Source organism: Enterobacter sp. C4G1 (genome assembly GCF_052886895.1).
Window position 1 is genome coordinate 427,900 of record NZ_JBQVVV010000001.1, and the last position, 22,120, is coordinate 450,019.

Annotated in this window: 20 protein-coding genes and 1 other RNA gene; 8 read left to right on the forward strand and 13 right to left on the reverse strand. The window is 52.3% G+C overall.

The annotated features are described in order from the left end of the window. Positions 1-9: 9 nt before the first annotated feature. The 12 genes from tdcD to ACT9TW_RS02085 all read right to left on the reverse strand — a co-directional run bounded on the left by tdcD (position 10) and on the right by ACT9TW_RS02085 (position 12,681). Positions 10-1,218, reverse strand: a complete 1,209-nt coding sequence (gene tdcD, locus ACT9TW_RS02030; protein WP_182062573.1) for a propionate kinase — start codon at positions 1,216-1,218, stop codon at positions 10-12. A gap of 30 nt (positions 1,219-1,248) precedes the next feature. After that, positions 1,249-2,580, reverse strand: coding sequence for a threonine/serine transporter TdcC (tdcC, locus tag ACT9TW_RS02035; protein ID WP_182062574.1), 1,332 nt, complete (start codon positions 2,578-2,580; stop codon positions 1,249-1,251). A gap of 11 nt (positions 2,581-2,591) precedes the next feature. Further along, positions 2,592-3,581, reverse strand: a complete 990-nt coding sequence (gene tdcB / locus ACT9TW_RS02040) for a bifunctional threonine ammonia-lyase/L-serine ammonia-lyase TdcB (RefSeq protein WP_182063474.1) — start codon at positions 3,579-3,581, stop codon at positions 2,592-2,594. A 122-nt stretch (positions 3,582-3,703) separates the two neighbouring features. Then, the gene (gene tdcA / locus ACT9TW_RS02045) at positions 3,704-4,624 is read right to left on the reverse strand and encodes a transcriptional regulator TdcA (RefSeq protein WP_182062575.1); all 921 of its coding nucleotides are present in this window, start codon (positions 4,622-4,624) and stop codon (positions 3,704-3,706) included. Between the two features lie 848 nt (positions 4,625-5,472). Then, a complete protein-coding gene (locus tag ACT9TW_RS02050) occupies positions 5,473-5,706 on the reverse strand; it encodes a CPCC family cysteine-rich protein (RefSeq protein WP_446491561.1) in 234 nt (77 codons plus the stop codon). Further along, positions 5,678-5,935 carry a bacteriocin immunity protein gene (locus ACT9TW_RS02055; RefSeq protein WP_446491562.1) on the reverse strand — a complete coding sequence of 86 codons (258 nt, stop codon included), beginning with the start codon at positions 5,933-5,935 and terminating at the stop codon, positions 5,678-5,680. Before ACT9TW_RS02055 ends, ACT9TW_RS02050 begins: the two co-directional genes overlap by 29 nt. A gap of 1 nt (position 5,936) precedes the next feature. Beyond that, positions 5,937-7,592, reverse strand: a complete 1,656-nt coding sequence (locus ACT9TW_RS02060; RefSeq protein ID WP_446491563.1) for an S-type pyocin domain-containing protein — start codon at positions 7,590-7,592, stop codon at positions 5,937-5,939. Between the two features lie 428 nt (positions 7,593-8,020). Beyond that, positions 8,021-8,400: RNase P RNA component class A (gene rnpB / locus ACT9TW_RS02065), an RNA gene on the reverse strand. 32 nt (positions 8,401-8,432) lie between these two features. Further along, entirely contained in the window at positions 8,433-9,578 is a 1,146-nt protein-coding gene (garK, locus tag ACT9TW_RS02070; protein WP_446491564.1) for a glycerate 2-kinase, read from the reverse strand. Positions 9,579-9,638: 60 nt separating this feature from the next. Continuing rightward, positions 9,639-10,529, reverse strand: a complete 891-nt coding sequence (garR, locus tag ACT9TW_RS02075) for a 2-hydroxy-3-oxopropionate reductase (protein ID WP_446491565.1) — start codon at positions 10,527-10,529, stop codon at positions 9,639-9,641. A 31-nt stretch (positions 10,530-10,560) separates the two neighbouring features. Next, positions 10,561-11,331 (reverse strand): 2-dehydro-3-deoxyglucarate aldolase, encoded by a 771-nt coding sequence (garL, locus tag ACT9TW_RS02080; protein ID WP_014071867.1) that lies wholly within the window; start codon positions 11,329-11,331, stop codon positions 10,561-10,563. Between the two features lie 15 nt (positions 11,332-11,346). Beyond that, a complete protein-coding gene (locus ACT9TW_RS02085) occupies positions 11,347-12,681 on the reverse strand; it encodes an MFS transporter (RefSeq protein ID WP_446491566.1) in 1,335 nt (444 codons plus the stop codon). A gap of 414 nt (positions 12,682-13,095) precedes the next feature. Here ACT9TW_RS02085 and garD point away from each other — a divergent pair, with 414 nt between their 5' ends. The 8 genes from garD to ACT9TW_RS02125 all read left to right on the forward strand — a co-directional run bounded on the left by garD (position 13,096) and on the right by ACT9TW_RS02125 (position 21,158). Next, a complete protein-coding gene (garD, locus tag ACT9TW_RS02090; RefSeq protein ID WP_446491567.1) occupies positions 13,096-14,667 on the forward strand; it encodes a galactarate dehydratase in 1,572 nt (523 codons plus the stop codon). A 177-nt stretch (positions 14,668-14,844) separates the two neighbouring features. After that, entirely contained in the window at positions 14,845-15,699 is an 855-nt protein-coding gene (locus tag ACT9TW_RS02095; protein WP_446491568.1) for a tagatose bisphosphate family class II aldolase, read from the forward strand. Between the two features lie 45 nt (positions 15,700-15,744). Further along, a complete protein-coding gene (gene gatZ, locus ACT9TW_RS02100; RefSeq protein ID WP_446491569.1) occupies positions 15,745-17,016 on the forward strand; it encodes a tagatose-bisphosphate aldolase subunit GatZ in 1,272 nt (423 codons plus the stop codon). Between the two features lie 14 nt (positions 17,017-17,030). After that, the gene (gene gatA, locus ACT9TW_RS02105) at positions 17,031-17,498 is read left to right on the forward strand and encodes a PTS galactitol transporter subunit IIA (protein ID WP_312767920.1); all 468 of its coding nucleotides are present in this window, start codon (positions 17,031-17,033) and stop codon (positions 17,496-17,498) included. Between the two features lie 27 nt (positions 17,499-17,525). Beyond that, a complete protein-coding gene (gene gatB, locus ACT9TW_RS02110) occupies positions 17,526-17,810 on the forward strand; it encodes a PTS galactitol transporter subunit IIB (protein ID WP_000823261.1) in 285 nt (94 codons plus the stop codon). Positions 17,811-17,814: 4 nt separating this feature from the next. Further along, positions 17,815-19,188 carry a galactitol-specific PTS transporter subunit IIC gene (locus ACT9TW_RS02115; protein ID WP_446491570.1) on the forward strand — a complete coding sequence of 458 codons (1,374 nt, stop codon included), beginning with the start codon at positions 17,815-17,817 and terminating at the stop codon, positions 19,186-19,188. 42 nt (positions 19,189-19,230) lie between these two features. Beyond that, positions 19,231-20,274 carry a galactitol-1-phosphate 5-dehydrogenase gene (gene gatD / locus ACT9TW_RS02120; RefSeq protein ID WP_446491571.1) on the forward strand — a complete coding sequence of 348 codons (1,044 nt, stop codon included), beginning with the start codon at positions 19,231-19,233 and terminating at the stop codon, positions 20,272-20,274. Between the two features lie 110 nt (positions 20,275-20,384). Continuing rightward, entirely contained in the window at positions 20,385-21,158 is a 774-nt protein-coding gene (locus tag ACT9TW_RS02125) for a DeoR/GlpR family DNA-binding transcription regulator (RefSeq protein ID WP_182062599.1), read from the forward strand. Positions 21,159-21,229: 71 nt separating this feature from the next. Here the strand turns inward: ACT9TW_RS02125 and rsmI are convergent, their stop codons facing one another. Further along, positions 21,230-22,093, reverse strand: a complete 864-nt coding sequence (rsmI, locus tag ACT9TW_RS02130) for a 16S rRNA (cytidine(1402)-2'-O)-methyltransferase (RefSeq protein ID WP_446491572.1) — start codon at positions 22,091-22,093, stop codon at positions 21,230-21,232. Between the last annotated feature and the right edge of the window lie 27 nt (positions 22,094-22,120).

Sequence of the window (22,120 nt, forward strand, 5' to 3'; positions counted from 1 at the left end):
CTCGCTTTATCAGGCGTAAGCCGCAGCCGGGGTCACCTTTCCAAGACGGAGGGCGTCCAGCGCGATCATTTTTTCTTCATTAGTTGGGATCACCGCGCAGGCCACGCGGGATAAATCAGTGGAAATAACGCGCTCACCCGCACTGCCCGGTAGCGCGTTTTTGGCTTCATCCAGGATGATGCCAAAAACTTTCAGGTGCTCTGCCACCAGGGCGCGAATGAGGATTGAGTTCTCGCCAATGCCTCCGGTAAAGACCACGCCATCCAGACGATGCAGTGATGCCGCGTGGCCGGCGATATGCCGCGCAATGCGATGGACAAAGGTGTTTATCGCCAGCTGTGCCCGCTGATGCCCGTTATGCCAGGCCTTTTCCAGGGTGCGCAAATCGGACGACAACCCTGAGATCCCCAGCAGGCCGGATTCCTTATTCACAACGCGCTCCAGATCCTCAAAAGATTGCCCCGTTTGCTGACCAATCCACGCCATCGCGCCAAAATCGACATCCCCGCAGCGCGTGCCCATCACCAGTCCTTCCAGCGGCGTCATTCCCATGGAGGTATCCACGCTTTCGCCGTTACGCACCGCGCAGATAGAGGCGCCGTTACCGAGATGAGCGATGACCAGACCGCTGTCATCTCCTGATAACGCCAGCAACTGATGCGCCTGCCCAGAAACATAGCGGTGAGAAGTGCCATGGAAACCGTAGCGACGCACGCCCAGCTCTTCAAAATAGTGATAAGGCAGTCCGTACAGATACGCTTGCGGTGGCAGCGTCTGGTGGAAACTGGTATCAAACACCGCCACCTGCTGCACACCGGGGAATAACTGCTGTGCGGCTTCCACACCGCTTAAGTTGGCGTAGTTATGCAGGGGCGCTAGCGCGGAAACCTGGCGAATCTGTTCAATAACCTGTTCGGTGATAAGGGTCGACTCGCTGAAGAGTTCACCACCGTGAGCAATGCGGTGGCCAATTAAGGCCACACTGCTCATCAGGTTGCGTTTTTCCAGCTCCAGGGCGATGGCAGCAAGCGCCCCTTCGTAGTCATGGTGAGCCAGTCTGGCTGGCTCACCCCCATTCACGGAAATAAAGGCTTTTTCAGTATTGATACCGTCTGCAATGCCCGTCACCAGGGCATCGCAGCTGCTGGCGTCCAGTACCGAAAACTTAACAGAGGACGATCCGCAGTTAATAACCAGTACTACCGGAAATTCAATCATGGTGTGACTCCGCTCATCCTGAGCTTTGATTTAGAACAGTTTGTAAACGATATTCAAAATGGTCAGCAGGCCGACAACGGTGACAAAAATGTTCTCCGTTCTGCCTTTGTATTTCGCCAGCGCCGGGGTCTTACGGATGGCATACATTGGCAGCAGACACAGCAGAGAGGCGATGATTGGCGCGCCCATAGCTTCGATAAGGTCGAGAATGTTCGGGTTGGCGTAGGCCACAATCCAGGTAGAACCCATGATGAAGACCATGCTGATGGTGTTCAGTTTGCCCACCGAAACTTTCTTCTTATCGCCCTTGTAACCAAACTTCAGGACAAGGCCGTTCATCCCTTCCAGCGTGCCAAGGTAGTGGCCGAAGAAAGATTTGAAGATAGCGACCAGCGCAATGATCGACGCACCGTATTCCAGAACCGTCGCAAACGTAGATTTAGTTCCTGACATCGACGCAAAGTGGTTCGCCAGGTATGAGAGCACCGGGATGTTCTGCGCTTTGGCTTCCGCCATGTTCTCCGGAGAGAGCGTAAACAGGCAGCTAAAGGCGAAGAACATCACTACGGCGACCATCAACAGGCTGGCGCGACCGATGATTTTGGAACATTTTTGCTCGGTGAACTCTTTGCCGAACTCCGGTTCGTACTCTTCACGTTTCGACACCACGAATGAAGAGACGATAGGTGAGAAGTTAAAGGAGAAGACCATGATGGAAATCCCCAGCCAGACGGTAACCAGAATGCCGTCATGCCCGGTGAAGGCAATGTCACTCAGGTTGACCTGGTCGATAACTGCGGAGTTCCAGTATGGAATCAGCGACAGGGAAATCAGCACCAGGCTTGCGATAAACGGGAACACCAGGAAGCTCATGACCTTCACCATCAGGTCTTTACCAAACCAGATAACAAAGGCCATTAGCAGCAACAGGAACAGTGCCACGAAGCCGCGGTTCAGCGCAGGCAGCTGGAGCTGGTTTTCCCAGAAGGTCATGAATGTGTTGGTAATGGTGACGCCGTAAATCCACAGCAGCGGGCAAATGGCAAAGAAGTAGAGGAAGGTGATCACCACCCCGCCGGTTTTACCAAAATGCTCTTCCACTGTCTCGGTGATGTTGCCGGAAACATTGCTACCGGACAGGCACAAACGCGCCAGCGCGCGGTGGCAATAAAACGCAATCGGGAAGGCGAGTACCAGCATCAGCAGGATGGGAATCAAACCGCCAAAGCCTGCACGAATGGGGAAGAACAGCACGCCTGCGCCAATGGCGGTACCAAACAGGCCGAGCGTCCAGGTGGTATCAGACTTACGCCAGGTGGACGTTTTTGTCTGGCCAACGATAATGCTTTCAGTGTTGCTCATAGGTCATCCTTTTATGCGTCAACAAAGCCGGTAATTTGGGAAACGCGGGACAGGTCGATATTGCCGCCAGAAATAATGCACACGGTTTTACGGCCCTGAATATAATGATCAAGCTTGCCGCTTAATAACGCCGCACACGCCAGTGCGCCAGCACCTTCAGTGACCACTTTATTTCGCTGAATGAGAGCAATCATACTGTTGCGAATGTCGTCTTCACTGACCAGTACAATGTCGTCAACTAATTCACGAACAATTTCGAAGGTTAAATTCCCCGGACGAGAAACATCGCAACCGTCGGCTAATGTACCGGTGGTACGGTGATTCATTATTTCTCCGGCATAATAGGATGCTGCCATACCGTGAACATTTTCAGACTGTACGCCAATAATATTAATGGTTGGGTTAATGGATTTAATGGCTGTTGCAATCCCGGCAATTAAACCACCGCCGCCAATGGGCACAATCACGTTATCGACATCGTATAAATCTTCGAGGATTTCCAGACCAATGGTGCCCTGTCCGGCAATGACTTTAGGGTCGTCATAAGGCGGGATAAAAATACGCCCTTCCATCTCAACAATTTCACTCACTTTGGCAATGGTGTCGTTGAAGTTCTCACCGTGCAGCACCACTTCTGCCGAGTAGTCACGTGTTGCTGCGACTTTGGATTTCGGCGCGCCCATCGGCATCACCACTTTGCCGTCGATACCGAGCATCGCGCAGGAAAGAGAGACGCCCTGCGCGTGGTTGCCCGCTGAACATGCCACCACACCTTTACGTTTTTCGGCATCGGTCAACGAACTTAATTTATTAAATGCACCGCGAATTTTAAAGGAACCGGTACGCTGCATATTTTCAAACTTCAGGAATATCTCACCTTTACAACGTTCGCTGAGATAGTTTGAGCGCGGCATTCCGGTTTTATATATTTTTCCTGCCAGTCGTTTTCTGGCGTCCTGAATATCTTCAATTGTCACCGGGAGATCGTAGGTAATGTGCATAATATCCTCGTTATAATAATTCATTTTCTTCAGGCAAGATCAGGGTGTCAGAGTTTTAACAAGTTAAACTCTGGGTGTTTTTAAAAAGGGTTAAACGTATTGTTGTTAACGTTAGTAATGAATCATCGTCGTCGTTCACTGTTCAGTGAAGAATATTGTTTTGCCAGTTCGACTAATACTGACGCCGATTTTTTAATACTGTAATTTTTAGACCACACAGCGGCATAACGCGCTACGGGTAATTCATCTTCAACCGGCAGTATAATAAACTGGTCTGAGCCAAAAGGCGCAATCATGTCGCGCGGGATCACCGTCAGGTAATCGGCATTCAGTACCAGGTTGTAGATGGTGACGACGGAATCGGTCTGGACGATGTTTTCAATGCTGATGTGGTTGTCTTGCAGGGTGGTCAGGAGTTCTTTGTAGTAGCCCATATCGGTTTGCGGCATCACCCACTGTTCATCCGTGAGCGATGCCAGTGTAGTCGATCCGGTGCATGTTCGGGATTTGCTGGCCACCAGCACAAATTCGGATTCAAACAACGGCTCAACATGCAGATCCTGAAGCAACATTTCGTCGCTCAGGGTGCCAATCGCAAAGTCGAGTCGTCCGTCGCGAATGGCTGGCAGGAAAGAGGAGAGCTGCGCTTCATACATAGAGACTCGCGCTTTTGGGAACACTTCCTTGAATTTTTTGATCATTTCCGACAGGAAGGTAAAACCAATCAGCGACGGATAGCCAAAGGAAACATCCATAACGGTGCTGAAACTGAGGCTGTTAATTTCACTCACCATGTTTTTCATTTCGCGGGTGATCGACTCAGAGTAGGACAGCAGCACCTGGCCTGCGGCAGTCAGTTTTACGCCGGTGTTTTTGCGAACCATCACTTCAACACCGAAGTAGGACTCGATATCGTTGATAATTTTGCTGACAGCGGGTTGCGTCAGGCCCAGTTGTCTTGCAGCAGAACCTATGGAGCCACTTTTAATGACTTCCTGAAATACCACGAGGTGCTGTGTTTTCGGTAGAATAATAGTGTTCATAATATTCTGCGCTTATTTCCCTATGACGGGGAAGGATTCTACTCAATATTAATCAGAGGGGTATGTGCTGTTACTCACAATTTGCCTTTTCATACCGTTGCCCCACACTATCAAAACCCATTAAAAACTATACATATCAATTAATTGCATCATTATGAAAACATAATTACGCTGATATTGATCAATAAATACAGGCGTAATAAATTAATTTTATGGCGATAACATGAGCAGAACCATTCTATTTACCAATATCAATAAAGACTATCTTTCAGGCAATTAAAGGCTAATAAGTAGTCATTATTCATTTAAACGATTTTTATGCTTTATCAAAATTATCAATAATAATTTGCCGAAACAAACGGAAAGAGTGGAATACGTCACACATTTACAGGACAAATGTATTCATTTTCAATATATACACACCAATTAAGAAAAGAATAATCCCCATTAAAGCAACAATCGCCACAACTTAACAACACTGTAAAGTGAAGGTTTTTTAGCGTGAAATTTTGTGATTTCGATCGCCAACGGCGAGCGGTGAGATACTGAAGCGATAAAAACAGTGAAATGTGCTAAGTGTCGCAAATTTGAGAATTGATATCGTTTGTAAACATTGCCGGGCGGCGTTTAAAAGCAAAAACCCCGCCGAAGCGGGGGTTCTTTAAGAAGTTGAAGCTGACCGATAAAGCGGGTTCATTCAACTCGTCGGGTATCTACGGCGCTGGCGTTGCCTTCTGTCGCAGACTGTATCTCAGTTGGTGTTGCAGATAAAGTTGGTTTACAAGCAAAAGAAAGGCCGGGACAAAACCCAACCGTTCAACTCACAGATTGAATTCGCCAAAGCAGGGTTACCCTACCTTTCGACCTTGCCGGAATGCTTCGCGCGCTTCGTTCAAGCTCATGATATTAGCTCCACCAGCATAATCAGGATCACCGCTCTGAACTGAATCATTTTCCCAGTCACAGACAGGGCATAATTCAAAACTTCCCTCTCCGCTAAACTCGAACTGCTCACAACAGGGGCATAACATCTTGGCCTCAAAAATTTGCGACTTATTCATCTCGAAAGCCGGGTTTTCCATTGGCTTTACGCCATTCTTTGATTTCTTGAACAACCGCGACCGGACCACCTTTCCCTTCTTCTGGGTAATATATCAAATCAGAACCTGACGGATGTTCAGAAAGCCGCTCAAACTCTGCTACAGCAGCCATATGAGCCTTTTCTGAGGGATAGGTATCCATACAAATATCTTCAACAAAACTCAGGAATTCAGCTTCAGTAAAATCAGTGATTTCTTTACGCGTTGCCATTTTATTTTCCTTGGTGAATTTCGATGTGCCGCTTTGGTGTAGTGACACCTAAATTATCGACGTCATAAACTGCACCACCATTTCTGATTTCTTCAATATGATGAAGTTCATACTTGACCCTTTGCCCGATGCTATCGGGTTTTCTTGCGTAGGCGGATCGACCATTTTTCATCGTAGCTAAGTTGCGTGGATCAAATTGCTTTGACAGTTCAGGGTCTTTGCTGACCTCTTGCCAGAATGCTTCCCTGAAGCCATCAAAGTTGGATAATGTACGACCACGCAGTTTATCTGCTATCTGAGACGGTATTGGTGATCCGTTACCCTGTCCCGCATCAGCTAACCAGGTGCCAGTAACCTTCTGGCCTTTGCCTTTGACTTGCCCCGGATTGTTGCGAATATAGATATAAATCGGCGGGATGTCTGACACGGGCAGGATCAGAATATAATCCGCGAAATTTTTCTCATCCGGTGCCGGGGTTGTTGTGCTGGTGATCTGAGTTCCATCCGGTAACGGGTTAACAAGGATGGTTCCCGGTAGCCGTGGCGGTGTCTGGTTGCCTGTGTTTGATGGTGTGTTAACTCCCGAACTGTCCGGAGTCCAGATGATTGTTACTGGGCTTTCTTCCTCAGTGGTGAAGGTGTACGCCTCATAGCGGCGGTCCCATTCCATCTTACGGACTCGCACCATATCTTTACCCGGTGGCGTGTGATATCCACGCGGTACGGGATTTCCGTTGGTGTCATTCTCCCACGAATAGCGAACACGCGTAGGGGCTTCCCGCATTTGTGCAAGCCGCATACGGTCGATGAAGTCCTGTTCTCCTTCATTGAGTTTGCCGGGCATCATGCCTACTAAGAATCCGGCAACGGAGGCACCAACGCCGCCAGCGGCAATTTCCGCACCTCGTACCGCCCATGTTCCATATGTAGCAAATCGCCCGGCAACTTGTTCCAGAACGCCTGCCCCTGCGGTGGCTGTCTGTGCTCTGGTCGCGCTGGCAGCGGCTGCGACTGTGGCCTGGTATTGTAACTCTTCGTGATTGCCGTTTAGCCACTTATAAAGAGCGCTGCGCTTCTTCGGTTTAGGGATATCTTCCGGGGCTTGTGGTTTTTTCTTTGCCGTCTGTGCGTGCTGTGGCGCATCTGAATCTGTTACAGCATCGGCAGCAGGTGCTGCCCGGAACAGGCCCATCTCTGCAAAATTAGTATGAGGTTCTTGTTGTTTCCCTGCATCTGTATTCCCTGAGCCACGCTCGCGGGATTTAGCGAAGACAGGGACAGGCAGCAGTACAGCAGTGCTAACCACTGGTGATGAACGTGAGGAAACGATTGTCGGCGGTGTGGTTACAGTTACCGATGCCGTTTTTCTGGATTCACTGCGCGATTCATAGGTTTGTATGGTTATCTGCGGGATGATTTTTGCATTACAGGGGCAACTGCTGAAACTGTCCAGACTGCCTGCAACAAGGCGACCATCCGTCTTAATCCATCCAATGCCACCGACGATGCGGTAGGTATTGCCATCTTTACCACATGATACCCGATCACCCATCCGGGCAACTGAAGTCCCATTGGTTCTTCTGTTTGGTGCTCCTTCCAGCACATGACCGCCACAAGTGGAGGGATCGTACATATGAAGGATATATCCCTTAGCCATAACTCCCTCTAATTACAGTATATTAATCTCCATACGGCATTCATTGTACAAATAACAACCACAAAAAAGAAAGGGTTTTCTCTTAAAATAAAACCGCATTTTGAATAATTTACAAGGTGAATATTTCCTGCTTTTTCATTCACTTTATGAAGTGTCAAAGGTTTAGCTATAGGGGCAATGCTTTGACCTGGTGACGTAGGTAAAGGTATAAATGCTGCTGGACCGACCCCGCTCTGCTGGCTGAATCGCAACCCAGAGACATGCGAAAAAAGCCGCCTGAAGGCAGTCGGAAATGAAGGCTGTAGCGGTTGCCACGCTTTAGAATATTCGGGATGGAACAGCCGTTGGTGTGCCTCGTTTGTATCACAGTCTGTGTCACATTTTCACCTATGAAGGCCTGAGACACACCAACGTATTGTTTTTGAATGAGGTGAAGCTGACCGATAAGCCGGGTTCTGTCGTTGGACAGTCATTCATCTAGGCCAGCAATCGCTCACTGGCTCAAGCAGCCTACCCGGGTTCAGTACGGGCCGTACCTTGTGAACCCCTATTTGGCCTTGCTCCGGGTGGAGTTTACCGTGCCACGGACTGTTACCAGCCGCGCGGTGCGCTCTTACCGCACCCTTTCACCCTTACCTGATCCCACTTGCGTGGGCCATCGGCGGTTTGCTCTCTGTTGCACTGGTCGTGGGTTTCCCCCCCAGGCGTTACCTGGCACCCTGCCCTATGGAGCCCGGACTTTCCTCCCCTCCGCCCGTCTCCCCCCGAAGGAGGACGACGACGAAGCGGCGACTGTCTGGTCAGCTTCGGCGCGCAGTATAGAGGGTTTGCACGCCGCTGTCACCCTTGCGTACGCATCCCCATCTGCAAAGTCGCCGCGATATTGCGTGAGGCACGATAAATGTTGTCGAATGCTCCCCGGAAAGCCTCTTCCAGCGAGCCAATGCTGGTCAGTACGCTGAACACCGCATCGATACCGTACTGGTGTACAACGCCCACGTCTTTGGTCAGGCTACCGGCGATACCAATCACCGGCTTGTGGTATTTTTTGGCGACATTCGCCACGCCGACGGGCACTTTGCCATGAATACTCTGGCTGTCGAGCCGCCCCTCTCCCGTCACAACCCAGGTGCAGTCGTGAATATGTTCTTCCAGGTTAAGCGCCTGAGTGACTATCTCAATACCGCTGCGCAGCTCTGCGCCAAGGAATGCCATCAGCGCCGCCCCCATCCCACCAGCAGCACCCGCGCCCGGAACATGCTTCACGTCGATGCGCAGGGACGATCTAATCACGTCCGCATAGTGGCTAAGATTGGCATCCAGCTCCAGGATCATCCCCTCATCCGCCCCTTTCTGCGGGCCAAAGATACGGGATGCCCCTTTTTCCCCCACCAGCGGGTTCGTCACATCACACGCCACGCGAAGGGTACAACTCTTCAGGCGCGGATCAAGGCCAGACAAATCGATACTGTTGAGCGCCATCAGGCTACCGCCACCGTAACCAATCTCTTTACCGTTAGCATCGCAGAGTTTTGCACCCAGCGCCTGCACCATGCCAGCCCCACCGTCGTTCGTTGAGCTACCGCCAATACCGATAATGATATTGCGCGCGCCTTTATCCAGCGCACTGAGGATAAGCTCTCCGGTACCGCGCGAGGTGGTGACAAGTGGGTTACGCAGCGCAGGAGGCACAAGTGCCAGGCCGCTTGCCGCTGCCATCTCGATAAATGCAGTTTTACCATCGCCGGACATGCCCCAGCAGGCATTCACCTTTTCACCCAGGGGCCCGGTCACAACGGCATGATGCTCCGCGCCCTGGGTTGCGGCAATCATCGCTTCGACCGTACCTTCCCCGCCATCGGCAACAGGAACAGAAACATAAAGTGCATCGGGGAAGATCTCCCGAAATCCTTTTTCTATCGCCTGAGCTACCTCGGTGGCAGAAAGGCTTTCTTTATAAGAGTCTGGAGCGATTACGATTTTCATAGTTGTAGCCTGTTACTGCACTCGGCAAAAATACCGGGCGCGTTCCCGCGCCCGTTTTTATTAGCGAGAGACTTCTACCTTCGCCAGTTTTTCGTAGTAGCACGCAATCGCGCTGTGGTCGGCGGTGCCCAGACCATCGGCACGCAGCGCCTGCATCATTTCCATTACCGCCGCGGTCAGCGGCAACTGTGCGCCCACGCCGTGAGAGGTATCCAGCGCATTCGCCAGATCTTTAATGTGCAGGTCGATACGGAAACCTGGTTTGAAGTTACGATCCATCACCATTGGCGCTTTCGCATCCAGCACGGTGCTACCTGCCAGACCGCCGCGGATAGCCTGATACACCAGATCCGGGTTTACACCTGCTTTGGTTGCCAGTGTCAGCGCTTCGGACATGGCGGCAATGTTCAGCGCCACAATCACCTGGTTTGCCAGCTTGGTCACGTTACCTGCACCGATTTCGCCGGTGTGGACAACAGAGCCCGCCATCGCTTTCAGTAGGTCGTAGTATTTGTCGAAAATCGCTTTATCACCGCCCACCATCACCGACAGCGTGCCGTCGATCGCTTTGGGTTCACCACCGCTTACCGGGGCATCCAGCATATCCACGCCTTTCACTTTCAGCGCTTCACTGATTTCACGGCTCGCCAGCGGGGCGATCGAACTCATATCAATCACTACCAGGCCCGGTTTGGCGCCTTCGATAATGCCGTTCTCACCCAGAGCAACCTCTTTCACATGCGGTGAGTTTGGCAGCATGGTGATGATCACGTCGCACTGCTCGGCAATGGCTTTGGCGGTGGTTGCTGTTTCTGCCCCTGCGGCAATCACTTCAGCAACCGCTTCTGGATTACGGTCAGAAACCACCAGTGAGTAACCTGCTTTAATGAGGTTTTTACTCATTGGTTTACCCATGATACCCAGGCCAATAAAACCAATTTTCAGTGTCATAATTGCGTCTCTCTCTTTCTCTCAGGGGTGGTTATTTCTTAAAGGAATCAGCCAGTTTTTGCGTGGCAGAGCGGAATACGCCCAGATCACTGCCGACGGCAACAAACGTCGCACCCCATTCCAGGTAGCGACGGGCATCAGCTTCAACCGGGGCCAGAATGCCGCACGGTTTGCCGTGCGCTTTGGCACGGGCAAAAATATGCTGGATGGCGCGTTGTACTTCCGGGTGAGACGCATTGCCGAGATGTCCGAATGCGGCAGCCAGATCGCTTGGGCCAACGAAAATACCGTCAACGCCTTCGGTCGCCGCGATGGCATCGACGTTATCGACACCCTGCTGGCTCTCAATCTGCACCAGGATGGTGATGTTCTTGTTGGACTGCGCAAAGTAGTCCGGCACGGTGCCAAACATGTTGGCGCGGTGAGAAACAGACACGCCGCGAATGCCTTCTGGCGGGTAGCGTGTAGATGCCACGGCCTGCACCGCTTCCTCAACGTTTTCCACAAACGGGATCAGGAAGTTATAGAAACCGATATCCAGCAGACGCTTGATGATCACCGGCTCGTTAGTCGGGACGCGAACGACCGGCGCACTGTTGCTGCCTTTCAGCGCCATCAGCTGTGGGATAAAGGTGCTGATATCGTTCGGCGCATGTTCGCCGTCCAGTACCAGCCAGTCGAACCCTGCCAGGCCGAGCACCTCTGTGCTGATTGGGCTTGCCAGAGCTGACCAACAGCCAATCTGGATCTGGTGTGCCGCGAGGGCCGCTTTAAACTTATTCGGGAAGATATCGTTACTCATCGCTTATACCTTTGCTTATTTCTGCAATTCCATACGTTTGATGTCGCCGACTACGAACAGGTAGCAGACCATCGCCATCAACGCTGAACAGCCAACGAATACCAGTGCCGCGTTGAACGAATGCAGTTCACTGACCAGATAACCAATTACCAGTGGAGTCACGATGGACGCCACGTTACCAAAGACGTTAAACACACCACCGCACAGGCCCACAATCTCTTTTGGCGCCGTATCGGAAATCACCGGCCAGCCCAGCGCGCCAAACCCTTTGCCGAAGAACGCCAGCGCCATCAGGGCTACCACCAGCGCGGTATTATCGGTGTAGTTGCACAGGATGATTGAAGAGGCCAGCAGCATTCCCAGTACAATCGGCAGCTTACGCGCCAGGGTAATCGACTTACCTTGCTTAATCAGACGATCCGAGAACACCCCGCCGAGCACGCCGCCGGCAAACCCGCAGAGCGCCGGAATAGAGGCAACCAGACCCACTTTCAGAATCGACATTCCCTTTTCCTGCACCAGATAAATCGGGAACCAGGTGAGGAAGAACCAGGTGATGGTGTTGATAAAGTATTGACCAAAAAATACGCCCAGCATCATGCGGTTGGTCAATAACTGTTTGATGTAATGGAGCTTAGGACCGCTCGCTACCTGTGCACCTGGCTTTTTATGGTCCATATCAACCACTGCACCGCCATCGGAGATAAACTTCAGCTCCTGCTCAGACATCCGTGGATGATCGGTTGGGTTATGGATGAACTTCACCCACATACCGGTCAGCACGAAACCAATCACACCCATTACGGTAAAGACATGTTCCCAGCCCCAGGCGAAGGTCAGCCAGCCGAGCAGCGGCGAGAAGATCGCCAGCGAGAAATACTGCGCGGCGTTAAAGATGGCAGACGCCGTGCCACGCTCTTTCGTCGGGAACCAGGCCGCCACAATGCGGGCGTTAGCCGGGAAAGACGGTGCTTCCGAAAAACCAAGCATAAAGCGCATGATAAACATCGACACGCCTGCCCAGGCCAGCGGGAAGACATCGACGAAACCTTGCAGGAAGGTGAACAGCGACCAGAAAAACAGGCTATAGGTATAGACCTTTTTGGAGCCAAACTTATCCAGCAGCCAGCCGCCGGGGATTTGCATCAGCAGGTACGCCCAGCCAAATGCAGAGAAGATGTACCCCATCGATACGGCACTCAGTTGCAGCTCCTTCGCCACTTCAGTACCAGCAATCGATAGTGTCGCACGGTCAGCGTAGTTGATGGCCGTAACGATAAATATAATCAGTAGAATTAAATAGCGGGTGGGCACACCCTTTTTAGCTTCTACAGTAGTATCCAGTATCATGTTTATTTCCTCGGGCACATCGATAGATTTATATTTATAATTTTTAGAAAGAATATTTCCTGATTATTTATCGATAGCAGGCAATATCAGGTAATTAACCAGATGCAATGAAATCGTGATTCAGTATAATCATCACCCGGCGACTGCACATTGTTTTAATGCTCAATTATCACACCCCATTTCAATAATATATTGAGCATATGCACAAAGCACTGGGCGCTGATGCACAGAATCACGCATTACTGACCAGGACGCGCTATCTCTGGTTTTGTTGAGTGATCTGGATCACATTCTTATCCCTTAAGTCCTGACATTCTTTATTTAAGAAAGCAGCGTCTTTATTTCGCTAATAAGAAAATAAATACCCAATCAGCTGCATTTATTATCAGACACTTTGCTGGAGAATACTGAACAATGGCCGACATTGAAATTCGACAAGCGTCGCCGACGGCGTTCTATATAAAAGTACACGACACAGATAATGTGGCGATTATTGTCAACGACAACGGTTTAAAAGCCGGAACCCGATTCCCGGACGGGCTGGAACTGATTGAGCATATTCCACAAGGACATAAAGTTGCCCTGGTGGATATCCCTGCTCATGGCGAAATCGTTCGTTATGGCGAGATCATCGGCTACGCGGTTCGTGCCATCCCGCAAGGAAGCTGGATTGAAGAGTCCCTGGTTGAGCTGCCAAAAGCACCGCCGCTGAATACGCTGCCGCTGGCGACCCGCGTTCCTGAACCGCTGCCGCCGCTGGAAGGTTATACCTTCGAAGGTTATCGCAATGCAGACGGCAGCGTCGGCACCAAAAACCTGCTCGGCATTACCACCAGCGTCCACTGCGTGGCGGGCGTGGTGGACTATGTGGTGAAAATCATCGAACGCGACCTGCTGCCGAAATACCCGAATGTGGACGGCGTGGTGGGCCTGAACCACCTTTACGGCTGCGGCGTGGCCATCAACGCGCCGGCGGCCGTTGTGCCTATCCGTACTATTCACAATATCGCCCTGAACCCGAACTTTGGCGGCGAAGTAATGGTTATTGGTCTGGGCTGCGAGAAGCTGCAACCAGAGCGCCTGCTGCAAGGTACTGATGACGTAAAAGCCATTCCGGTGGACGATGCCAGTATTGTGCGTTTACAGGATGAGCACCATGTCGGTTTCAAATCGATGGTCGACGATATTCTTCAGGTTGCAGAACGCCATCTGGATAAACTGAACAAGCGCCAGCGTGAAACCTGCCCGGCCTCTGAGCTGGTGGTCGGCACGCAGTGCGGCGGCAGCGATGCGTTTTCCGGCGTAACCGCTAACCCGGCGGTCGGCTATGCCTCTGACCTGTTTGTACGCTGCGGCGCAACGGTGATGTTCTCTGAAGTCACCGAAGTGCGTGACGCCATCCACCTGTTGACGCCACGCGCCATCAACGAAGAGGTGGGTAAACGCCTGCTGGAAGAGATGGCCTGGTACGATAATTATCTCGATATGGGCCAAACCGACCGCAGCGCCAACCCGTCTCCGGGTAACAAAAAAGGCGGCCTGGCGAACGTGGTGGAAAAAGCCCTGGGATCGATCGCCAAATCCGGCCAGAGCGCCATTGTGGAAGTGCTCTCTCCGGGCCAGCGCCCAACCAAACGCGGCCTGATCTACGCCGCAACGCCAGCCAGTGATTTTGTCTGCGGCACGCAACAGGTGGCGTCCGGCATTACGGTGCAGGTCTTTACCACCGGGCGCGGCACGCCGTACGGCCTGATGGCAGTGCCTGTCATTAAAATGGCGACCCGTACCGAGCTTGCCAACCGCTGGTATGACTTAATGGACATTAACGCCGGGACCATTGCCACCGGGGAAGAGAGCATTGAAGAGGTGGGCTGGAAACTGTTCCACTTTATTCTGGATGTGGCAAGTGGTCGCAAGAAAACCTTCTCTGACCAATGGGGATTACATAACCAGCTGGCGGTGTTTAACCCGGCGCCGGTGACCTGATTTTGCAGTAAACCTCGATTAGCATGGCTCCGGCCATGCTTTTTTTTTGCTTTCGTTTCTTTCGCATACTTACTTTCACTTTCGCTTCTTTCATTTTTAAGATGTGAATCACAAAAAAACATTCCGAAACCCTATATCTTCTTTCGTATAAACAAAACGAAAGGTTTCGGAGGAAAGATGTACGTTATCTCAACGAAAGCGATGCTGCAAAAGGCACAGCGAGAAGGTTACGCCGTTCCGGCATTCAACATTCACAATCTCGAAACGCTGCAAGTGGTGGTCGAAACCTCCTCTGAAATGCGCTCCCCTCTGATCGTTGCGGGAACGCCCGGCACGTTCAGCTACGCCGGGATCGGCAATGTGGTGGCGATCGCAAGCGATCTGGCCAAAACCTACAACCAGCCGCTGGCCATTCACCTGGATCACCACGAAGTCTTCGACGACATCTCACAGAAAGTCCAGGCCGGGGTTCGCTCAGCTATGATCGATGGCTCCCACCTTCCGTTTGCCGACAACGTCGCGCTGGTCAAAAAAGTGACTGACTACTGCCATCGTTACGACGTGAGTGTAGAAGCGGAACTCGGACGATTAGGCGGCCAGGAAGATGACCTGGTTGTCGACAGTAAAGATGCGCTCTACACCCATCCACAACAGGCACACGAATTTGCGGCGCTGACCGGCATTGATTCTCTGGCGGTCGCGATAGGCACCGCACACGGCCTGTATACCGCCACGCCGAAACTCGACTTCGAACGACTGGCCGAAATCCGCAGCAATGTGGATATCCCCCTGGTATTACACGGCGCATCCGGGCTTTCGACTGCGGATATCCGCCACGCCATTGCGCTGGGGATTTGCAAGGTTAACGTCGCCACCGAACTCAAAATTGCCTTCTCAAACGCCCTGAAGAACTACTTCTCTGCCCACCCGGATGCCAGTGACCCACGTCATTACATGGTGCCAGCAAAAACCGCGATGAAAGAGGTGGTTCGTAAAGTCATTACCGATTGCGGTTGTGAAGGGAAGCTCTGATCCCTGCGCAATACCACAGCATTCAGCTATTAACCGGAGGAAAACGTGAAAGATATTATTGCCCACCACAAGGCTGGAGAGCATCTCGGCATTTGTTCAGTCTGTTCAGCGCACCCGCTGGTCATCGAAGCCGCGCTGCGTTTTGACCTGAACACCAACAACAAAGTGTTGATTGAGGCGACCTCAAACCAGGTCAACCAGTTTGGCGGCTACACCGGGATGCAGCCAGACGATTTTCGCGATTTCGTCCTGAATATCGCCAAAGAAGTAGGGTTCCCACAGGAACGCCTGATCCTCGGTGGCGATCATCTGGGGCCAAACTGCTGGCAGAACGAACCTGCCGATGCGGCCATGGAAAAATCCATCGAGCTTATCAAGGCTTACGTGCGTGCGGGCTTTAGCAAGATCCACCTTGACGCTTCGATGTCCTGCGCGGACGATCCGGTCCCGCTCGCACCTAAAGTCGTGGCGCAACGTGCCGCACGCCTTTGCCAGGCGGCAGAAGAGGTGGCCAGCGATGAACAAAAAGCCGCACTGACCTACGTCATTGGTACTGAGGTGCCGGTGCCAGGTGGCGAAGCCAGCAGCATTGATAGCGTGCATGTCACTCGCGTTGAAGATGCCGCACAAACGCTGGAAACGCACCGTGTGGCATTTGGTGCTCTGGGGCTGGACGAGGCCATGAAGCGCGTTATCGCTATCGTGGTTCAGCCAGGCGTGGAGTTCGATCACACCCAAATTATTCACTATCAACCACAGGCCGCAGAAGCGCTGTCTGGCTGGATCCGCCAGACGCCCATGGTCTATGAGGCGCACTCCACCGATTACCAGACCCGCCAGGCCTATCGCGCGCTGGTGAACGATCACTTTGCCATTCTGAAAGTGGGCCCGGCGCTGACCTTTGCGCTGCGTGAAGCCATCTTTGCCCTTGCGCAGATGGAAAATGAGCTGGTCGCGCCGGAACAGCGTAGCCACGTGCTCGACGTTATCGACGAAGTGATGCTGAACGAGCCGGACTACTGGAAAAAGTACTATCGCCCTACCTGGAGTCAGGCCATGGTCGATATTCATTTCAGCTTATCTGACCGTATTCGTTATTACTGGCCGCATCCGCGAATTCGCCAGAGCGTCGAAAAACTGCTCGCCAATCTGGACGCGATTTCACTGCCGCTGGGTCTTATTAGCCAGTTTATGCCGGTTCAGTTCGAACGTTTATCCATGAATGAGATCGCTGCAACACCGCAAAATCTCATCATCGACAAAATACAAGATGTATTACGCGCCTACCGTTTTGGCTGCACCCCTGAAAAAGCCTGATGCCCGGAGTTTGTATGAGTCACGTTTTTGTCCGTACCGGAATTGAGTTCGAAACCTGCCAGCAGGCGCTGGCACACATTGGCGAAGAGATGCTGGCGAAAGGTGTCGTACATGCCTCTTATCCCGCAGCACTCCTGGAAAGAGAGCTGAATTATCCCACTGGCATTGCTCTTGAGCGCCATGCAGTCGCCATTCCGCACTGTGAAGCGGTACATGCCAAAAGCCCTGCTATCTACCTGATTCGCCCGGACAAACCGGTGAATTTTCAACAGGCTGATGATGATGGAGAGGTCGCGGTTTCGCTCATTATCGCGTTGATTGTTGAAAACCCGGCGGCGCAAATGAAGTTGCTGCGCCGTCTTTTTAGTGAGCTGCAAAACCCGCAAACGCTGGACATGCTGCTGGCCACGCCAGCAGAACAACTGGCCGCCTGTTTCCGGGAAACGATCCTTGAGCCTTCCTCCTGCGCTCAGGCTTCATAACATACTGATAATAAAAAGGAGTACCCTATGAAACGCAAAATTATTGTTGCCTGTGGCGGTGCAGTCGCCACCTCAACCATGGCTGCAGAAGAGATCAAAGAGCTGTGTGAAGCCCACCACATTGAGCTAGATCTGGTGCAGTGCCGCGTAACCGAAATTGAAACCTATATGGACGGTGCAGACCTGATTTGTACCACGGCTAAAGTCGACAGATCCTTTGGCGACATTCCGGTAGTACATGGGATGCCGTTTGTTTCAGGTGTCGGCATTGAAGCGTTGCAGCAAAAAATCCTGACCATCCTCGAGGGGTAAAACCATGTTTACCGAAATCATGCGGTACATCCTCGATCTGGGGCCGACCGTAATGCTGCCAATCGTCATTATCATCTTCTCGAAATTACTGGGGATGAAACTGGGCGATTGCTTCAAATCAGGCTTGCATATCGGTATTGGCTTCGTGGGAATTGGGCTGGTTATCGGCCTGATGCTGGACTCCATCGGCCCAGCAGCGAAGGCAATGGCGGAGCATTTCCAGATTAATCTTCATGTTGTGGACGTGGGCTGGCCAGGCTCCTCCCCAATGACCTGGGCATCGCAAATTGCACTGGTTGCTATTCCTGTGGCGATTGGTGTGAACGTGGTCATGCTTGTTACACGAATGACGCGCGTGGTGAACGTGGATATCTGGAACATCTGGCATATGACCTTCACCGGCGCAATGCTTCATCTGGCTACCGGTTCGTACTGGCTGGGTATTCTGGGTGTTGTGGCGCACGCAGCGTTTGTTTACAAACTGGGTGACTGGTTTGCCAAAGATACGCGGGATTTCTTCGGGCTTGAGGGGATTGCCATTCCCCACGGTTCATCGGCCTACCTTGGCCCTATCGCCGTGCTTGTGGACACGCTTATTGAGAAGATCCCGGGGCTTAATCGCATTCATTTCAGCGCTGATGATGTTCAAAAACGCTTCGGCCCGTTTGGAGAGCCGGTCACCGTCGGCTTCGTCATGGGGCTGGTCATCGGGATGCTGGCAGGGTACGACGCCAAAAACATCTTACAGCTGGCGGTCAAAACCGCAGCCGTCATGCTGCTGATGCCGCGCGTTATCAAACCTATCATGGACGGCCTGACGCCGATTGCAAAACATGCCCGCAAGCGCTTGCAGGCTAAGTTTGGCGGCCAGGAGTTCTTAATCGGCCTTGATCCTGCGCTGTTGTTGGGCCATACGTCAGTGGTGTCTGCGAGCCTGATTTTTATCCCGCTCACCATTCTGATTGCAGTGCTTGTTCCGGGTAACCAGGTTCTGCCGTTTGGCGACCTTGCCACCATTGGTTTCTTCGTGGCGATGGCCGTGGCCGTGCATCAGGGCAACCTGTTCCGCACGCTTATCTCCGGCGTGATTATCATGGGTATTACGCTGTGGATCGCCACACAAACTATCGGCCTGCATACGCAGCTTGCCCAGAACGCCGGGGCACTGAAAGCCGGTGGGCTGGTGGCCTCGATGGACCAGGGCGGTTCCCCGATTACCTGGCTGTTGATTCAGCTCTTTACCTGGCAAAACGTGGTGGGCTTTATCGTGATTGGCGCGATTTACTTCACCGGCGTTCTGCTCACCTGGCGTCGTGCCCGCGCGTTTATGGCTGCGGAAAAGAAGGCCAGTAACCCGCAAAACCAGACGGCATCTTGATATCCGGGGAGCGATGCTCCCCCTTTTTTTCTGGAGTGAATCATGAAATCAGTGGTAATTCATGCTGAGGGCAGCGTGCGCGTTGAAGAACGCCCTGTCCCACAAATTAAGGCGGTGGATGATGTGCTGGTGCGCGTAGTCTGCTCGGGGTTATGCGGCTCAGACATCCCGCGTATTTTCGCCAAAGGGGCACACTATTACCCCATCACCCTGGGCCATGAATTTAGCGGCTATGTTGAAGCCTGTGGTTCGGCTGTGACCGATCTCACGGCTGGTGATGCAGTTGCCTGCGTCCCGCTGCTGCCCTGTTTTTCCTGCCCGGAATGTGAGAAAGGCTACTACTCGTTATGTAAGCAGTACCAGTTTGTCGGTTCACGCAGCGAAGGGGGTAACGCAGAATACATCGTCGTTAACCGCGCTAATCTGTTCCGTTTACCCGCGGAGATGAGCATTGAAGACGGCGCGTTTATAGAACCCATTACCGTAGGGCTTCATGCGTTTCACCTTGCTTCAGGATGCGAAGGTAAAAACGTCATTGTGGTTGGCGCTGGCACTATCGGCCTGCTGGCGATGCAGTGCGCGCTGGCCCTGGGTGCCAAAAGCGTGACCGCCATTGATATCAACGACGATAAGCTCGCGCTGGCGAAAACGCTTGGAGCAACCTGCATATTCAACAGTAAAGTCATGAGTGCTGAAGCGATCTCGGCCCAGCTGAACGATAACCGCTTTGAGCAACTGGTGCTGGAAACGGCCGGTGCGCCGCAGACCGTTTCGCTGGCTATTGATATCGCGGGGCCACGCGCAAAAGTGGCGCTGGTGGGAACGCTGCACCATGACCTGAATTTATCGGCTGCCACATTTGGCAAAATTCTGCGAAAAGAGCTGACCATTTTCGGTAGCTGGATGAACTATTCCGCCCCCTGGCCGGGCGAAGAGTGGGAAACGGCCGCGCGCCTGCTCACAGAGAAAAAACTGAAGCTGGAACCGCTCATTGCGCACGTTGGCAATAGCGAAAGCTTTGCCCAGGCCGTGCAGGCACTGAACGGCTCGCCCATGCAGGGCAAGATAATGCTACGCCTCGCTTGAGCCTTCGAGCCAGCAACCTGAGCTGGCTCACATTTACTTTCGAATATTATCGTACACCTTTCGCATACCTTCGATTAGAATAGGGATAGTTAATTGTCAGGCAAATCAATATGAACTCATTTGAGCGAAGGAACAAAATAGTTGACCTCGTCAACGCTCAGGGCAGCGTCATGGTGCTGGATCTTTCGAGTCTGTTTGGGATTTCGGAAGTGACGATTCGTACCGACCTGCGCCTGCTGGAAGAAAAGGGGCTGGTCACACGTTTTCACGGTGGCGCAGCAAGGCCCGGTAGCAATCTGGCCGAAAGCGAAAACCAGGAAGTCATCCTGGAAGATCGTTATCAGTTGGCAAGCGACCCGAAAAAACGTATTGCACTGGCCGCCGCAGCCATGATTGAAGAAGGGATGACGGTTATCCTGGACAGCGGCAGTACAACGATGCTGATTGCCGAAGCGCTGACCAAAAAAGCCAACATCACGGTTATCACAAACAGCCTTCCCGCCGCGTTTGCCCTTTCTGAAAACAAAGACATTACGCTGGTGGTTTGCGGCGGTACGGTACGCCATAAGACCCACTCAATGCACGGCACCATTGCCGAGCGCTCACTTGCGGGTATCAGCGCAGATTTGATGTTCGTGGGTGCCGACGGAATAGACGCCACAAACGGCATTACCACCTTCAATGAAGGCTATGCGATCAGCAGCGTGATGGCCGCCGCCGCCCATAAGGTGATTGCGGTACTGGATGCCAGCAAGTTCAACCGCCGCGGATTCAATCAGGTACTGCCAATGGCGAAGATTGATTGCGTGATTACGGATGAAGGGATTGTCGAGAAAGACAGCAAAGCGTTAAAACAGACATCAGTTGAACTGATTGTTGTTTAAGTGTTTAGAAGTCTGACCTTCCAGGCCGGGTAAGGCGCAGCCGCCCCCCGGCAAATACATGGGCAAGAGGCTTACTCCCCCTGCTGTTCCAGCGCGTACTTATACAACGCATTTTTCTTCACGCCGTGAATTTCCGCCGCCAGCGCAGCCGCTTTCTTGAGTGGCAGCTCGCTTTGCAGCAGCGTCAGGGTGCGGATGGCATCCGCAGGCAGTGCGTCTTCTTCTGATTTGTGGCCTTCAACAATCAGTACCATCTCGCCTTTACGACGGTTTTCGTCTTCTTTTACCCACGCCAGCAGCTCGCCAACCGGGGCGCCGTGGATGGTTTCCCAGGTTTTCGTCAGCTCACGCGCCAGCACCACGTAGCGGGCTTCACCCCAGACGGTGACCATATCGTCCAGGCTTTCCAGTAAACGGTGGGTAGATTCATAGAAAATCAGCGTGCGCGGTTCGGTTTCCAGATCTTTTAGCACGTCGCGGCGGCCTTTTGATTTCGCCGGCAGGAAGCCTTCATAGCAAAAACGATCGGACGGCAAACCCGCCGCACTCAATGCGGCAATCGCGGCGCACGGTCCCGGCAATGGTACAACGCGAATACCCGCTTCACGACAGGTACGCACCAGATGGTAGCCAGGATCGTTAATCAGCGGTGTTCCGGCATCGGACACCAGGGCGATGTTCTGCCCCTCTTTCAGTTTCGCCACCAGCGTGTCAGCTTTTTGTTGCTCATTGTGATCGTGCAGGGCAAACATTCGGGCGTTAATAGCGAAGTGCTGCAGCAGTAAACCGGTATGGCGGGTATCTTCAGCAGCAATTAAATCAACGGCTTGTAATACAGTGAGGGCACGTTGGGTAATATCAGACAAATTCCCGATAGGAGTAGGTACAATATAAAGCTGGCCTTGAGAATTATCTGCCGTTTCGCGTTGTTTCATTGTTTAGTCCGTATTGCCGATTTAATA

What these genes read in the sequence shown, in the direction of transcription:
- tdcD (WP_182062573.1), bottom strand. Translation starts at nt 1,218, where the DNA reads ATGATTGAATTTCCGGTAGTACTGGTTATTAACTGCGGATCGTCCTCT.
- tdcC (WP_182062574.1), bottom strand. Translation starts at nt 2,580, where the DNA reads ATGAGCAACACTGAAAGCATTATCGTTGGCCAGACAAAAACGTCCACC.
- tdcB (WP_182063474.1), bottom strand. Translation starts at nt 3,581, where the DNA reads ATGCACATTACCTACGATCTCCCGGTGACAATTGAAGATATTCAGGAC.
- tdcA (WP_182062575.1), bottom strand. Translation starts at nt 4,624, where the DNA reads ATGAACACTATTATTCTACCGAAAACACAGCACCTCGTGGTATTTCAG.
- ACT9TW_RS02050 (WP_446491561.1), bottom strand. Translation starts at nt 5,706, where the DNA reads ATGGAAAACCCGGCTTTCGAGATGAATAAGTCGCAAATTTTTGAGGCC.
- ACT9TW_RS02055 (WP_446491562.1), bottom strand. Translation starts at nt 5,935, where the DNA reads ATGGCAACGCGTAAAGAAATCACTGATTTTACTGAAGCTGAATTCCTG.
- ACT9TW_RS02060 (WP_446491563.1), bottom strand. Translation starts at nt 7,592, where the DNA reads ATGGCTAAGGGATATATCCTTCATATGTACGATCCCTCCACTTGTGGC.
- garK (WP_446491564.1), bottom strand. Translation starts at nt 9,578, where the DNA reads ATGAAAATCGTAATCGCTCCAGACTCTTATAAAGAAAGCCTTTCTGCC.
- garR (WP_446491565.1), bottom strand. Translation starts at nt 10,529, where the DNA reads ATGACACTGAAAATTGGTTTTATTGGCCTGGGTATCATGGGTAAACCA.
- garL (WP_014071867.1), bottom strand. Translation starts at nt 11,331, where the DNA reads ATGAGTAACGATATCTTCCCGAATAAGTTTAAAGCGGCCCTCGCGGCA.
- ACT9TW_RS02085 (WP_446491566.1), bottom strand. Translation starts at nt 12,681, where the DNA reads ATGATACTGGATACTACTGTAGAAGCTAAAAAGGGTGTGCCCACCCGC.
- garD (WP_446491567.1), top strand. Translation starts at nt 13,096, where the DNA reads ATGGCCGACATTGAAATTCGACAAGCGTCGCCGACGGCGTTCTATATA.
- ACT9TW_RS02095 (WP_446491568.1), top strand. Translation starts at nt 14,845, where the DNA reads ATGTACGTTATCTCAACGAAAGCGATGCTGCAAAAGGCACAGCGAGAA.
- gatA (WP_312767920.1), top strand. Translation starts at nt 17,031, where the DNA reads ATGAGTCACGTTTTTGTCCGTACCGGAATTGAGTTCGAAACCTGCCAG.
- gatB (WP_000823261.1), top strand. Translation starts at nt 17,526, where the DNA reads ATGAAACGCAAAATTATTGTTGCCTGTGGCGGTGCAGTCGCCACCTCA.
- ACT9TW_RS02115 (WP_446491570.1), top strand. Translation starts at nt 17,815, where the DNA reads ATGTTTACCGAAATCATGCGGTACATCCTCGATCTGGGGCCGACCGTA.
- gatD (WP_446491571.1), top strand. Translation starts at nt 19,231, where the DNA reads ATGAAATCAGTGGTAATTCATGCTGAGGGCAGCGTGCGCGTTGAAGAA.
- ACT9TW_RS02125 (WP_182062599.1), top strand. Translation starts at nt 20,385, where the DNA reads ATGAACTCATTTGAGCGAAGGAACAAAATAGTTGACCTCGTCAACGCT.
- rsmI (WP_446491572.1), bottom strand. Translation starts at nt 22,093, where the DNA reads ATGAAACAACGCGAAACGGCAGATAATTCTCAAGGCCAGCTTTATATT.